Below are 15,270 nucleotides of genomic sequence, written 5' to 3'. Positions count from 1 at the left end.
GAAAAGTCAAGAAGAGCTGTTGGCGCAGCTACAAATAACTTTATTATAAATAGTAACACTACAAAAATATGAATAAAATTGTAACCTTAAATGCTTTAAGGGGGAATAGTTATTCTCTTTTTCGAAAAATTCCGTTAATGATTAACATGGGGGTATGCGCATTCTGTTTGGTACCGGCCATGGTTTTCGCAGAGAACACGCATGAAGTCACAGTCTTAAACGCTCAACAACAGACACGAAAAGCAGTCGGTGTCGTTACGGACAAAACGGGCGAGGCTATTATTGGTGCTAACGTAATTGTTAAAGGAACTACCAACGGTACCATCACGGATATGGATGGCCGTTTCGAGTTGGATGTTCCTAACAATGCGACTTTACAAGTTTCCTATATCGGTTTTAATACGCAAGAGATCGTCTTTACCGGACAACCTTCTATCGAGGTTCAATTGGTCGATGATACGCAAGCCTTGGATGAAGTCGTGGTAACCGCTTTGGGTATCAAGCGAGAGAAAAAGGCTTTGGGATATTCTATGTCTGAATTGAAAGGCGAGTCCCTGACGCAAACCCGTGATGCTAACGTGGCCAACGCTTTGGCTGGTAAGGTAGCAGGTTTGCAGATCAAGCAAAATGGTACCGGTGTCGGTGGTTCCTCTCGTATCGTGATTCGTGGTAATAACTCTATTACTGGTAATAACCAGCCGTTGATCGTTGTGGACGGTGTACCTATCGATAACTTTAGCGGTGGTACGGATGACTATTGGGGTAACGGTAACGTGGATAAAGGTTCCGGTATCTCTGATATCTCCCCGGATGATATCGAGAGTATGTCCGTATTGAAAGGCCCGGCAGCCGCGGCGTTGTATGGTAGCCGTGCAGGTAACGGTGTCGTGATGATCACGACTAAGAAAGGTAGCCAGAATAAAGGTTGGGGCGTAAGTATCAACTCGAATTTCACGGCTGAGAACCCGATGCAAACCCCGAAGTTCCAAGATGTATACGGACAAGGTATCGACGGCGCTTTCGATAATAATAAAGCGACGAGCTGGGGTGCCGCTATGGACGGTTCTTCTAAGGATATGGCGATGGGTTCTTACCAGTATGCGGCGAGAGACAATGATTTATATAAGGATTTCTTGCGCACTGGTACCACTTGGACAAACAGCGTGGATTTGAGCAAGAGTTCCGAGGATATCACTTTCCGTGCCGGCGTGACACGCTTGGATAATAAGGGTGTTGTTCCGAATAGCGGAATGGATCGTACGTCTATCAACTTGCGTTCTACGGCTAAACTGTCTAAATGGTTATCGGCCGACGTGAAGGTTAATTATGTAAGCCAGCATACGAACAACCGTGTGAAATTAGCGGGCGACCCGGATAATATCTTCCTTAACTATTTAAGTATGCCCCGAAGTGTGGGCTTCTCTGACTATGACGCCTATAAAGATAATGATTGGAAACGTGCGGACGGAAAGCCCGCTGGTTATCTGATCGACACGGGAGCCAACGCCAATAACCCGTATTGGTCCGCTTACCGCAATACGAACAAGGATAAGAAAGACCGCTTTATCGGATTCGCGGCCTTGGATTTCACGTTTACGGATTGGTTGAGCTTGAAGCTTCGCTCTGGTATGGATAATTACACCATCCAGTATGAGACAATCCGTGCGACAGGTAACCCGTATTGGGAGAACAACGGTAGCATGACAGCCAATATGGAGAAATTCACCGAGATCAACTCCGATTTCTTATTGACAGCTAAAGGCAACTGGGATCGATTCGGTATCGTAGGTACGGTAGGTGGTAATATGATGTACCGTAATTCTACATGGTACAAGGAATCATCCGGTGAGTTTGTGATTCCCGATTTCCATGCGATCGCCAACGGTAAGACACATGGTGGTGAGTATACTCGCAACCGTAAACAAATCAACTCGCTATATGCTACGGCATCATTGTCTTGGGACGACTATTTGTATTTGGACTTAACTGCTCGTAACGACTGGTCTTCAACACTTCCAAAAGACAATGACTCTTATTTCTACCCGTCGGTAGGTGTTAGCTGGATTTTCACCCAAATGTTGAATAAGATGGGGCATAACACGGGTATTCTTTCTTTCGGTAAGATCCGTGCGTCTTGGGCTCAGGTAGGTAATGATACGGACGCTTATATGTTGCGTGACTATTATAATATCAGTTATGATATTAAAGGGGGTATTTTTAATGCCAGCAACGAGGATTGGATGGCAAATCCAAATTTAAAGAATGAGACGATCAACTCTTGGGAGTTAGGCCTTGAGTTGAAGGCGTTTGAGAATAGGGTTGGTGTCGACGTAGCGTATTATAAGAAGAACGCCAAAGACCAGATCTTAAAGATCGATGTTCCTTCCGCTACAGGGTTCAAGAAAAAGATGATCAACGCCGGTAATATTGAGAATAAGGGTGTAGAGGTTGCGTTTAACGCTACTCCTTATATCTCCGAGAGTGGTTTCCAATGGGATACTCAGTTGAACTGGTCAAAGAATATCAACAAGGTAATTTCATTGACAGATGATACGAAAGAGCAGATCCTTAGTGACGCATCAGTAAGTTTCTTGAAGATCGTCGCTCACGAGGGTGGAGCCTATGGAGATATTTACGGTTACGCTTATCAACGGGATGATAACGGCAACATTATTATCGGTGCCGATGGTGTTCCTTTGAGAACGGACGATATGGTATTGTTGGGTAACAACCAGCCGAAATGGATGATGGGTTGGAGCAATACCTTGTCATATAAGAATTTCGTGTTGAACTTCATGTTCGATATGCGTTATGGTGGTGATGTGTATATGGGATCTATCCGTGCGGGTGCTTCATCCGGTAATTTAGAGATGACGTTGGATGGTCGTGATGGTATGGTTGTTCCGGGGGTATTGGCCGATGGTACTCCCAATACGAAGAGTATTACGGCTCAAGCTTATTGGAATGGTCTTTCTAGCAATAACGTGACAGAGGCTTATATGTACGATGCGACAAACATCCGTTTACGTGAGTTGAGTTTGGGTTATAATTTCCCGAGAACGATGTTGGCGAAGACTCCATTTACTTCCGCTCGCTTGAGTTTCGTGGCTCGTAACTTGTTCATGATTTATAGTAAGACAAAGGGATTCGACCCGGAGGCTGCTTATACATCTGGTAACGCCCAAGGTATCGAGTACGGTTCTATGCCTACTATGAGAAGCTTAGGTTTCAATATTAATTTGGCATTTTAATGAAACATAAATCTAAAAATGGAATTATTATGAAAAGTAATATAAAGATATTAGCAGCTTGTTCGTTTATGATGGCGAGTATGGCCAGTTGCGACCTGACAGGTATAAATGATAACCCGGATAAGCCGACGGATGATGTAAATTACAATATGAGCGAACCTCGATTGGCCTCTACGCTACGTGGTGGGATGATTATCGATGGTGATGTGGAACAACGCTTGAAACCTTTGCAAATTGATTTCTACTCTCAAATGTTGGTCGATGGCGGTGGTTGGGCAACTAAGAATTATATCCAAAATGACGAGTGGAACAATTTAACATGGCAAGCGTATCTGACACAGATTTCTTCTATCAATATCGTGATCCGTAGTTTGATGGAAAAAGATAAGGACTTATACGCTAATACGATCGCTTTCGCTCGTATCTGGCGTGTGTATATCCATAGCCTGGCTGCGGATAAGTTTGGTCCGATGCCTTTCCCGGCCTATGCTACCGTAGAAGATAATCCTCCTTATAAATCGGTGAAGGATATCTATTATGAATATTTCACGGAATTGGATGAGGCGTTGAATAGCTTTAGCGATAGCGCTGAGCCTATATTCTCGGATGCAGGTATCGACTTGGTCTATAAGAATGACGTTTCTCTTTGGAAAAAATTTGGAAACTCCTTGCGTCTTCGTTTCGCTGTTCGTCTATCTGAGGTGGATCGAGAGAAATGTGTCGCTGAGGCAAATGCCGCTTTGACATCTCCTTGTGGTTTGATCTCAAGCAAGGCTGATAATGCTTATATGCCTCCAAAAGCGGATGGTTCTTGGGGACAGGACTATAACTATACGATGTTCCAGATTACTTGGAGCGGTCCGATCTGTATGTCTAAGTCATTTGAGAAATTAGTGACTAATATCGGTAATATCGATTGGCCTGCCGGCGTGGTAAACCAGACATCCGGAGTTGCCGTATCGAATGTACATCCCGCTAAGGTAGACCCTCGTGCCCCGAAGATGTTCCAGCCGGGTATTGAGAATGGTGATTGGAAAGGTTTGGTATACGGTGCGAAAGCAGAGGAGGCGAATACTGGTATTTATCAGTCTAAGCAATGTGCAGAGATGGGCTTTATTATTAAAGATGGCGCTCCGTATAAATCTCGTCCTTATGATATGTTCCTTTCTGAGGAAGTTGATTTCTTGAAAGCTGAGTTGTTCGCCCGTAATTTGGTCGCCGGTGATGCTAAAGCTGCTTATGAGGCAGGTGTACGTGCTTCCTTCGAGACTTGGGGTGTATCGGGTGATGTTGAGGAGTATTTGGCTTCCACGGAAAAGAATGAGGCTGGTACCAGCGCGAAATATGACGATCAACAAGGCGCAGGCAATACGGCTTTAGAGAAGATCATCACGCAGAAATATATCGCCGGACTTCCAGATTTGGCGCAGGAAGCTTGGAATGACAAGCGTCGTTTGAACTTGCCTCGTTTGGATGTGGCTGTTTATCGAGATCAAGCTGTATATAATAATAGTGATACAAATATCTTGAATCCTCAAAATTTCATCAAACGTATGAAATACCCGATGAAAGAGCAATTGGTAAATGCTGCTGAATATGAGAAAGGCAAATCCATGTTAGGTGGGAAAGGTGATGTGGTTTCGACCCCGATTTGGTGGGATAAGAATTCCAACTATTGCACATCTTCAAAATAAATAAACAGACAGATTGATTATATTGAGCTTTAACAGAAGCTGATGGTTATTCTCGTTTGGAGATACTTATCTGTGAAGAACAGTACTCCAAGCGAGATTTTTTTGTTATAATTGAATAGTATTAGATAATAATTCTTACATTTACCCATGATAAATTGTGCGTGTGTAAATTATGAGATTATATATTTATATCTTCATTCTACTATTATTATGTATATTCCCGCTGGGCGCCCAACAGGAACGTTCGGAATCCTATATTCGTATCTCTCCCCCGGTTAGCTTGGCTGGCGCTCTGGATGAGATTGAGAGTCAAACCAATTATTCTTTTATTTATGACGCTCAGGTGATCAATTTATCTGAGAAAGTGCGTAAATCTTTATCCGGACGTACGGTTTTCGAGATTTTAAATTTATTATTTAAGAACACGGAGATCGTCTATACGGTCATGAATGACCAGATCATCTTGAATAAGAAAGAGGCGATAATCCAAATGCAACAAAAGCTGGATGGTAAGGTAAAAGGCATCGTGACCGATCACAAAGGAGAGCCTATTGCCTGCGTGAATGTGGTGGAAAAAGGAACGAGAAACGGTACGATTACGGATATGGATGGCAGCTTTGTATTGGAGCTTCCCGAGGAGGCTACTTTGGTTTTTTCTTATATCGGTTATCGTTCACGGGAAATTGAGTATGAGGGGCAATTGTCATTGAATGTGCAGTTGGAGGATGACGCCCAGATTTTGGACGAGGTAGTTATTACGGCTCTTGGTATCGAGAAGAAAGAATCTTCCTTGCCTTATGCCACCCAGTTAATCACAGGTGGGGAATTGGTAAGGGCCAAGGATTTTAATTTTATGAGTACGCTTTCCGGAAAGATGGCTGGACTCCAGATTAACCGGACTTCCGCCGGTCTGGGTAGCTCGTCCCGGGTGATTATTCGAGGTAGTCGTTCCGCATCCGGAAATAACCAGCCTTTGTATGTGATAGACGGTGTCCCGATCTTGAGCATTAGCAGTGAGCAAGCCTTGACAACGATCGGTGGTACGGCCGATGCCGGTAACCGGGATGCGGGCGATGGTATCTCTAATCTAAATCCTGATGATATAGAGAGTTTGAGTGTCTTGAAAGGGGCTTCGGCCTCTGCGTTGTATGGGGGACAAGCGGCGAACGGTGTGATCTTGATCAAAACGAAAAGAGGTAAGGCCGGGGTACGGAATATTCATTTCTCCTCGTCGCTGACTGTTGATCAAGCGATCAGTCTCCCCAAGTTTCAGAATGAGTTCGGACGGATGGAAGGGGCGGAAACTTGTTGGGGAGACCGGGCTTCTCTTCCGGTCTATGACCCTGTCGGCGATTTCTTCCGGACGGGTATTACCGCTATTAACTCATTGATATTTACGGCAGGGAATAGCCATGTGCAAAATTATTTTTCGTATGCCAATACGACCGCACGGGGCATCGTTCCTAAGAATAATTTAAGCAAGCATAATTTTAATCTCCGTGAAAGTTCTTCTTTCTTTGATGATCGTTTGATCTTGGAGGGGCAGGTAAACTTGATACTCCAAACAATCAAAGGAAAACCTACGGCCGGGGGATTTTATATGAACCCGTTACAAGGTTTATACACGTTTCCTAGAGGGATGGATATGGCACCTTATAAGGAGAACTTTGAGGTATATAACGAGAAACGGAATATGAACGTCCAGAACTGGTATACTACGATTACTGATTTTGAGCAAAATCCTTATTGGTTGGTCAACCGTACGGAAAACGAGGACAAACGTGCCCGTGTGTTGGCGTTGGCTTCCGCTAGTTTCAAGGTGACAGATTGGCTTACATTACAGGGCCGTGGAAATATCGATTATGTGAATGATAAGTATCAGCAGGAAATATACGCTTCTACCTCTCCGGGTATCGCCGGTGAGAACGGGCGTTACATTTATTACACCTACCAGACTACGTTGCTCTATGGGGATTTGATGGCCAAATTGAATAAAAGCTGGGGTGATTTCTCCTTGAACGCCGCTATCGGTACGAGCATAACGGACACACGCACCAGTGCGTTGAGGCTGGATTCGAAAACGGCTTCCTTGTATTATCCGAATGTCTTTACGATCGCTAATATTAACATGTCGTCCAGTGCCTACATCGAGGAGTCGGATGACGCACGCCGGCAAATGCAATCCTTTTTTGCTATGGCGCAGTTGGGATATAAGGAAAGCCTTTACTTAGATGTGACCGCACGTAATGACTGGTCATCTACCCTTGCGTTTACGGAACGTAAATCAAGAGGTTTTTTCTATCCTTCAGTCGGTCTTTCTTGGATTATCCCTAAATCCTTTTCGATGCCTTCCTTGATATCTTTTGGGAAAGTACGGGCTTCTTGGAGTAAGGTGGGTAATGATATACCCTTATTCGTTAGCAATACGGTAGGCCATATCGCCGCGGGCGGGATTCCCCAGCCGAATGATACGGCTCCGTTCGGTACCTTGAAGCCGGAGATGAGCAGTTCTTTTGAAATAGGTACCGAATGGAAATTCTTTGATTATCGTATGGACGTGGATCTTACGTTCTATAAGACCAATACGAAAAATCAACTCTTCTCTTTACCTTCTTCCGCTGGAGCCGCATACAAGTATTATTTTGTGAATGCGGGAAATATACAGAATATGGGAGTGGAATTGACGTTCGGTGCGGTTCCTATCTTAACGAATCAGTTTAAATGGAATACGACACTCAACTTTTCCCGGAATAAAAATGAAGTAAAGAAACTACATGATGATTTGGCTAGCTTTATTCAAGGAGATGAAGGATTCTCCTCTAGCTATACGATGCGTTTGGTGGAAGGTGGCTCGTTTGGTGATATCTATGGGAAAGCTTTTGAGCGGGATAAATATGGTGCGATCGTGTATGGTCGGGACGGCTTGCCCCAAGAGATCGGCAGCGGGAATACGGCTAAGGTGGGGAATTGCAATCCGGCGTTCTTATTGGGTTGGGGAAATAGTTTCACGTATAAGGATTTCTCGTTCTATTTCTTGATTGACGGGCATTTTGGGGGAGATGTGCTGGCCCAGACTCAGGCTGTGCTTGACCAAACGGGAGTGAGTAAGGTTTCCGGAGAGGCCCGTACGATGGGGTATGTGGATTTGGAAGGGCATCATATTTATAACATAAAAGGATTTTATGAGCAGGTGGGAGGACGAAACGGTGTGACTGAATATTATATGTACGATGCTACCAATATCCGTTTGCGGGAGTTATCTTTGGGATATACGCTACCGAAGAGATTGCTGGGGAGAAAACAATTTCTCAAAAAGGCGGAACTGTCTTTTGTCGCCCGGAATCTATTCTTTATTTATAAAAAGGCTCCATTTGATCCGGATGCCGTGCTTTCGGCGAGCAATAGCAATCAAGGGATTGATATATTCGGGATACCGACTACGAGAAGTGTCGGCTTTAATGTGAAACTTTCATTCTAAGCGTATGAAGACGAGATTTCTGAATAAGATGGCAGCTCTGTTGGCTGTATTACTCCTTTTTTCCTGTACGGGTAAATTCGAGGAGTATAATACCGATAATACGGGTTTTACCGATGAGCAGAAAACGTATGATTATAATACGTTCGGTGTCTGGCTAAAGGTAGTCCAGATGGGGATTTATTTTAATTATGATTGGGGGAGTGGCAAGAACTGGCATTTCCAGACGATGCAAAATCTGAATGCGGATATGTTTTCCGGTTATATGCATGATTTTAAACCCTTCAACGCAGGATTGGGGAATACGGTCTATAATTTGCAGGATGGCTGGAATGGTACGATGTGGGATAATACGTATGGATATATCATGACGGAGATAAAGCAGACGGAAGATCATTCCCGTGACAAATATCCGGCTTTCTATGCGATCGCTAAAATACTGAAAGTAGAGATCATGCATCGGATCTCGGATTATTATGGCCCGATCGTGTATACAAAGTTTGGGGAGTCGGATGCCGGGGTAATGCCGGATTCCCAGAAAGACGCTTATTATGCTTTTTTCCAAGATTTGGGGGAGGCTATTCACCTGCTGTCTGAATATGATGGAGAGGAAACCTTTTCTCGTTTCGATATGATTATGCCGGAGAATTACAGGACGTTTGGGGAATGGATGCGTTTCGCCAACTCATTACGTTTGCGCTTGGCGATTCGTATTGCTATGGCTGACCCTGATAAGGCAAGGGATGAGGCGCATAAGTCGCTGACACATCCAGCCGGTTTGCTGGAGGAGGCTTATGAGGTCGTCGCGGTTTCTACCGCCGGAACCGGCTATTCGAATCCGCTGGGGGAGATCAATAAGGCGTGGGGAGAGGTTTTTATGAACGCTAATATGGAATCGATCCTTAAAGGATATAAAGACCCTCGGTTATCCCGTTATTTTGAGCCTGCTACCGGAAAGGGATATTCCGGGGAGTACCGGGGAATCCGGCAAGGGACAGGATTTAATCATTCCCGCTATAGTGAGCATTCGAGAAGTACGATTACCCAGAAAACGGACGCTATCTTAATGACGCCTGCGGAAGTTTGGTTCTTACGTGCGGAGGCAGCCTTGCGGGGCTGGTCCGGGGAGGACGCCGGGACTTGCTATGAGCAAGGCGTACGATCATCGTTCAATCAATGGAGGGTAGGAGAGGCGAACGCTTATTTACAAAGTGATCATGTTGCCGCCGATTTCGTGGATACGTTTACTCCCGACTATTCGGCGAAGGCGCTTTGCTTGGTGTCTCCGGCATGGGATGAAGAAGCCTCTAGGGAGACCAAGCTGGAGAAGATCATTACCCAAAAATGGATCGCTTGTTACCCCGAGGGCTGTGAGGCTTGGGCGGAGCAGAGGCGTACCGGTTATCCCCGTTTGTTCCCGGTTTTGGTGAATAAAAGCAATGGAAAGATCGATACGCGAACGATGATTCGTCGTTTGAATTTCCCGGTTAGCATTATTTCCGGTAACCCGGCTCAATATTCCGCCTTGTGTGAGTATCTGGGAGGTCCGGATACCGGAGGTACCCGCTTATGGTGGGATACCGGAGTGAATTTTCGTGATTAGCGACTAATTTTTCCTCTTCCTGCCGATAGAATACCGAGATTCTTGAAAAAACACTACCTTTGGCACCGAAAATTATAAAAAAAGGGTTTATGTCTTTAAAACGTTTTGGTGTCTCTTTGGAAGACAATCTGTTGGAATCATTGGATCAATATGTGAATGAGAATGGCTTCGCCAATCGTTCACAGGCGATTCGTTTTCTGATAGAGAAGAATGTAGCCGAACGTAAATGGCAATGCAACCATATCGTAGCCGGGACGATCGTGATCATGTATGACCAAGTCAAGAAAGAGATCTCCTTGAAAATCACGGGTATCCAACAAAATTATAAGGATGTGATCTTGTCGTCTTCCCAGTATTATATCAATCAGAATTTTTGCTTGCATATAGTGACGGTGATGGGAACGGCTCACCGCTTGACAGAATTGTCGGATAAGTTGACGACAATCAAAGGCATTAAGCATGGTAAGTTGGTGATGAGCCGGGCGGATTAATGCTTTTTTTTGCAGGCTTGGTAACACGTTTTCTGGTGAACGTGCCACTACGGGATGTTTAAAATGATAAATATTATAGATGTAAGTAGTATATGAGAAAAGAACTTTTACTAGTTTCCGGACTGTTGATAGGCTCCATGGCGTTTGCGATAGATCCGGCAGAGATTGACAGTCTGATCAATTTGAAAGGGGTGGTGGTTTCCGCCAACAAGATCCATATGAACCGGAACAGTGTGCCGTTATCTATCTCGGTCATCGAACGGGAAGAGATTGAGGCTAGCAGTGAATCGGCGTTGCTTCCCGTATTGTCGGAGCGAGTACCCGGGCTGTTTGTCACGGAAAAAGGGATTACAGGTTTTGGCGTCTCCGAGGGAGCGGCCGGGACGGTTAATATCCGGGGTGTCGGACAGAGTAATAAGGTCTTGATGTTGTTCGACGGACAGCCTCAATGGGCCGGTATATTCGGCCATTCGCTTCCGGATACCTATGTGGCTTCGGACGTGGAAAGGGTGGAGGTGATCCGTGGGCCGGGTTCCTTATTATACGGCTCGAACGCTATGGGAGGTGTCGTGAATATCATTACCCGCCAGCATAATCGGCCGGGACGACGTACACAAGCCCGTATCATGTACGGCTCGTATAACACCCAGAAGTATATGATTAATAATGGGTACAATATCGGTAACTTTAGTAGTTATATCTCCTTGAATCATGACCGCACGGATGGACATCGTCCGGATTCGAAGTTCCATATCACGAATGGTTTCGCTAAGTTAGGATATAAGATTGATGATCATTATAAGGTGACGGGAGACGTAAGCTTAGCTAAGTTCAAGAACCAGAACCCGGGAGAGATAACAAATCCGCTTATCGATAATATAATGAATATCCTGCGAGGTACTACCTCCTTCGCTTTAGAGAATAATTACGGGAAGACAAGTGGTGCCCTTCGTGCTTTCTACAACTGGGGCCATCATAAGATTGATGATGGGTATAATCCGGGCGGGACGCCTAATCCTTATCTGTTTTATTCGGACGATCATAATGCGGGTTTCTTGCTTTATCAGTCTTTCCGCTTGGTGAAAGGGAATAGTTTTACGGTCGGCATCGATTATAAGAACTGGGGTGGTCACGCATGGCAGGATAGTATCAATGATAACCAGAATGAGTTGGTGAATAAGACCGTGAACGAGGTAGCCGGATACGTTATCATGCAGCAGGATCTATTTGACAAGGTAAGCTTGAACGCCGGGGTTCGTTATGAGCATAACAGTATCTTCGGCGGCGAGTGGATTCCGCAGGCCGGCTTCACGGTACGTCCGTTCGAGGGAAACGTGATAAAGGCTTCTTTGTCGAAAGGCTTCCGGAGTCCGAATATACGGGAGATGTACATGTTCCCGCCTCAGAACCCAGATTTGAAACCGGAGCGCATGATGAACTACGAGGTATCCATCGGACAGACATTCTTGGATGGCAACTTGTTTACGGAGTTGACCGCCTTTTTTATCGACGGGCAAGATATGATCGAGACGACACGTATAGACGGACGCCCTAAGAATGTCAATACGGGTACTTTTACCAATAAAGGTATCGAGTTCGATTCCCGCTACCAGATTCTCAAGAATTTAAGCCTCGATATGAACTATAGCTATTTGCATACGAGCAAGGCCCTGCTGGCGGCTCCGGCGCATAAGTTTTTCGCTGGCGTGATGTATGCCCCGGGACGTTTCACTTTCAACGTGAACGTACAATCCATTTTCGACCTTTATATCAATACGGCGGACAAGGTGAAAGAGGATTACACGGTTCTGAACGCGAAGGTAGCCTACCGTTTCGGTACACGTGATAAAGGCTTGAATCTATTTGTCAAAGGAGAGAATTTAACGGCTGCCCGTTATTCCATCAACGAAGGATTCCCGATGCCGAAGGCGATATTTATGGGAGGTATAGACGTAACTTTCTAGCATGGGTGGAAAAAGAACTTCCCCGAATACTCATATCTCCTTGAATTTTATGTCTACTTTCTAATATTTGTTTTATCTTTGCTTCATCAGAGTTTATTTGATTTTGATTAAAAGAATAAAACGTTATATATATGGATGTGAAAAATGATTTGGGGGGAGGAAAGCCCACGTTGCTAATCGCAGAGGATGAGGAAAGTAATTATTTACTTCTGAAGACCATTTTACATAAATATTGTAATTTGATCCGTGCTAAAACTGGTTTGGAAGCTTTGGCTCTCTTTAAGGAAAACGAGGTGGACTTGATCTTGATGGATATAAAGATGCCTGAGATGACGGGTATCGAGTCTTTGAAAGAAATCCGTAAGCTGTCGAAAGATATCCCCGTAATCATGCAATCGGCTTATGTATTCGACTCTGATATGGAAGCCGCTAAAGAAGCCGGGGCTTCTGGTTTTATCACGAAGCCGATCAATCTAAAGGTATTGAAAAATACGATATCGCAGTATTGTCCGTCGATCGTATGGTAAGGATTTATTAAGATGTTTTAGATTTGTATAAACGGCATTTTGTCGTATTTTTTGTTATTTTTGTAGGAAATCGTCAAGAGGGCGCTTTACAAATGTATTCTAATCTACAAAAATGACATGCTTATGATAAAAAAAGAACATCTTGTATCCGACATTTCTAAACTAAAAAAAGTATATAATCAGAGCTTCCCTTGGTTGGTGACCTTAGCGGAAGAAAGTGAGAACGCAAAGTATTTTAAGGATGCTTTGCGTTCTCTTATTTTATCCCGGCTCACGGAAAAGGAAAGTACCCAAGAAAACGTAGGAATGGCGGTGGCGAGACGTATCCTTCTTTTGATTGAGCATGATGATACTTTCGTGGACGAGCTGTCTACGGGCGAGCGTCTTCCGGTGCGGACGGTCACTTATCTTTGGCAGTTCCTGACCGGCCATTTGGAAAATGAGGTCTCTCCTGATTTATTCATTGACCTATACCATCAGTTTGATTTATTGGAATATCCGGTTGAGATCCTACCGGACCGGGCATTGGTGAAAAGGCAGATGAGCCGCTGGCCGACCGGGCTTGACCCGGAGGTAATCGCTATCCGTGAGAGGAACAAGGAGCGTATCATCGCTTGCTTGATCAAGAAGATAGAAAGACGCCATAGCCCTTCGTCACGTTTTCAGTTCGCCGAGGGCATCTCCTATGAGGAGAAAGAGGCCCGGGTACGTGAATGGTGGAATACCGCTCGTTTCCATTTGTCGATGGCGATCAAGAGTCCTACGGAATTGAACTCCTTTTTGGGATATTCCCTGTCGGACGAGACGATGAGCTTATTGGCTCGTGCCAAAAAGAAGGGGATGCCCTTTTTTGTGACTCCTTATTATCTTTCCCTATTAAATATAGAACATGAGGGGTATGACGACGCTACGGTGCGATCGTACATCATGTACTCGAACGAGCTGGTAGATACGTATGGAAGCATTAAGGCGTGGGAAAAGGAAGACATGGTCGTTGCCGATGAGCCGAACGCGGCGGGTTGGCTATTGCCGGAGGGACATAATATACACCGGAGGTATCCGGAGGTGGCGATCTTGATCCCCGATTCGATGGGGCGTGCCTGCGGTGGATTGTGCGCTTCTTGCCAGCGCATGTATGATTTCCAGAGCGAGCGGTTGAATTTCGATTTCGAGGCTCTGAAGCCTAAGGAGAGTTGGGACCGGAAGTTACGTCGTCTGATGCGTTATTTTGAGGAAGACGCCCAACTGAGGGATATCTTGATAACGGGCGGGGATGCCTTGATGAGCCAGAACGCTACCTTGCGTAAGATATTGGAGGCGGTATATAAGATGGCGGTGCGGAAACGGAAGGCGAACGAGAGCCGTCCGGAGGGCGAGAAGTACGCCGAGTTGCAACGGGTACGGCTAGGTTCCCGGTTGCTGGCTTATCTTCCGCTGCGTGTGACCGATGAGTTGGTCGGTATATTGAGGGAGTTCAAGGAGAAGGCTTCCGCTATCGGCGTGAGCCAGTTCTATATACAAACGCATTTCCAGTCTCCACTAGAGGTGACACCGGAGGCGAGGCACGCTATCGAGGCGATCTTGGCGGCGGGCTGGACGATCACGAATCAGTTGGTATATACGGTTTCGGCTTCCCGTAAGGGACATACGGCGAAATTACGGCAGACCTTAAACGCCCTTGGGGTGGTTTGCTATTATACGTTCTCCGTGAAAGGATTCCTGGAGAATTATGCGGTTTACACCCCGAATAGCCGCTCGTTGCAAGAGGCTCGTGAGGAGAAGATCTTCGGGCAGGTGCCGGAGGAGAAACAGGCGGAGTTGTATGATATGATCCGTAACCAACGTCCTTTAGGCAAGCGTTTGGTTCGTTTCCTGAAGGAAAACGGGTTGTTGTTCGCAGGTACGGATCGTAATGTATTGAACTTGCCCGCTATTGGTAAGAGCATGACTTTCCATACCATAGGCCTGACTTCCGAGGGAAAGCGGATTCTTAAGTTCGATCACGACGGGAGCCGTCGGCATAGCCCGATTATCGATCAAATGGGTGAGGTTTATATCGTGGAGAATAAATCCGTGGCCGCTTACCTTAGGCAATTGAAGGAGATGGGCGAGGATGTCAATGAGTACCGTACGATCTGGAATTATTGCGAGGGAGAGACGGAGCCTCGCTTCAGTATTTATGAATACCCGGCTTATCCCTTTAAGGCCACGGACCGAATGACTAATCTTGAATTATGAATTCTATCCTCATATGTTTGCCTTGGT

The 15,270-nt window shown here is 45.4% G+C and carries 8 protein-coding genes; all 8 read left to right on the top strand.

Going from position 1 to position 15,270, the window contains the following annotated elements; translation table 11 throughout:
• Nucleotides 1–68 precede the first annotated feature (68 nt).
• The 8 genes from DW033_RS01645 (at nt 69) to DW033_RS01610 (ending at nt 15,243) form a co-directional block, all read left to right on the top strand.
• Nucleotides 69–3,251 carry a TonB-dependent receptor gene (locus DW033_RS01645; RefSeq protein ID WP_005863087.1) on the top strand — a complete coding sequence of 1,061 codons (3,183 nt, stop codon included), beginning with the start codon at nt 69–71 and terminating at the stop codon, nt 3,249–3,251.
• Between the two features lie 29 nt (nt 3,252–3,280).
• Complete coding sequence (locus DW033_RS01640; RefSeq protein ID WP_005863085.1) at nt 3,281–4,945, top strand: SusD/RagB family nutrient-binding outer membrane lipoprotein; 1,665 nt, start codon at nt 3,281–3,283, stop codon at nt 4,943–4,945.
• Between the two features lie 172 nt (nt 4,946–5,117).
• A complete protein-coding gene (locus tag DW033_RS01635; RefSeq protein ID WP_048928209.1) occupies nt 5,118–8,423 on the top strand; it encodes a SusC/RagA family TonB-linked outer membrane protein in 3,306 nt (1,101 codons plus the stop codon).
• Nucleotides 8,424–8,427: 4 nt separating this feature from the next.
• Nucleotides 8,428–10,023 carry a SusD/RagB family nutrient-binding outer membrane lipoprotein gene (locus DW033_RS01630; RefSeq protein ID WP_121961199.1) on the top strand — a complete coding sequence of 532 codons (1,596 nt, stop codon included), beginning with the start codon at nt 8,428–8,430 and terminating at the stop codon, nt 10,021–10,023.
• An 89-nt stretch (nt 10,024–10,112) separates the two neighbouring features.
• Nucleotides 10,113–10,514, top strand: a complete 402-nt coding sequence (nikR, locus tag DW033_RS01625) for a nickel-responsive transcriptional regulator NikR (RefSeq protein ID WP_005857797.1) — start codon at nt 10,113–10,115, stop codon at nt 10,512–10,514.
• 92 nt (nt 10,515–10,606) lie between these two features.
• Nucleotides 10,607–12,478 (top strand): TonB-dependent siderophore receptor, encoded by a 1,872-nt coding sequence (locus tag DW033_RS01620; protein ID WP_122382327.1) that lies wholly within the window; start codon nt 10,607–10,609, stop codon nt 12,476–12,478.
• A 131-nt stretch (nt 12,479–12,609) separates the two neighbouring features.
• The gene (locus DW033_RS01615; protein WP_009275015.1) at nt 12,610–13,005 is read left to right on the top strand and encodes a response regulator; all 396 of its coding nucleotides are present in this window, start codon (nt 12,610–12,612) and stop codon (nt 13,003–13,005) included.
• A gap of 123 nt (nt 13,006–13,128) precedes the next feature.
• Complete coding sequence (locus DW033_RS01610; protein WP_122382326.1) at nt 13,129–15,243, top strand: KamA family radical SAM protein; 2,115 nt, start codon at nt 13,129–13,131, stop codon at nt 15,241–15,243.
• The last annotated feature ends 27 nt before the right edge of the window (nt 15,244–15,270 follow it).

The sequence above is a fragment of the Parabacteroides sp. AF39-10AC genome, from assembly GCF_003635405.1.
Lineage (GTDB): Bacteria > Bacteroidota > Bacteroidia > Bacteroidales > Tannerellaceae > Parabacteroides > Parabacteroides distasonis.
Note: the sequence above shows the minus strand (reverse complement) of the source record. Positions and strands in the feature narration are given on the sequence as shown.

Excerpts from the sequence above, each read along its gene's own strand:
- nikR (WP_005857797.1), top strand. The coding sequence starts at position 10,113 with ATGTCTTTAAAACGTTTTGGTGTCTCTTTGGAAGACAATCTGTTGGAA.
- DW033_RS01615 (WP_009275015.1), top strand. The coding sequence starts at position 12,610 with ATGGATGTGAAAAATGATTTGGGGGGAGGAAAGCCCACGTTGCTAATC.
- DW033_RS01630 (WP_121961199.1), top strand. The coding sequence starts at position 8,428 with ATGAAGACGAGATTTCTGAATAAGATGGCAGCTCTGTTGGCTGTATTA.
- DW033_RS01620 (WP_122382327.1), top strand. The coding sequence starts at position 10,607 with ATGAGAAAAGAACTTTTACTAGTTTCCGGACTGTTGATAGGCTCCATG.
- DW033_RS01635 (WP_048928209.1), top strand. The coding sequence starts at position 5,118 with ATGAGATTATATATTTATATCTTCATTCTACTATTATTATGTATATTC.
- DW033_RS01610 (WP_122382326.1), top strand. The coding sequence starts at position 13,129 with ATGATAAAAAAAGAACATCTTGTATCCGACATTTCTAAACTAAAAAAA.
- DW033_RS01645 (WP_005863087.1), top strand. The coding sequence starts at position 69 with ATGAATAAAATTGTAACCTTAAATGCTTTAAGGGGGAATAGTTATTCT.
- DW033_RS01640 (WP_005863085.1), top strand. The coding sequence starts at position 3,281 with ATGAAAAGTAATATAAAGATATTAGCAGCTTGTTCGTTTATGATGGCG.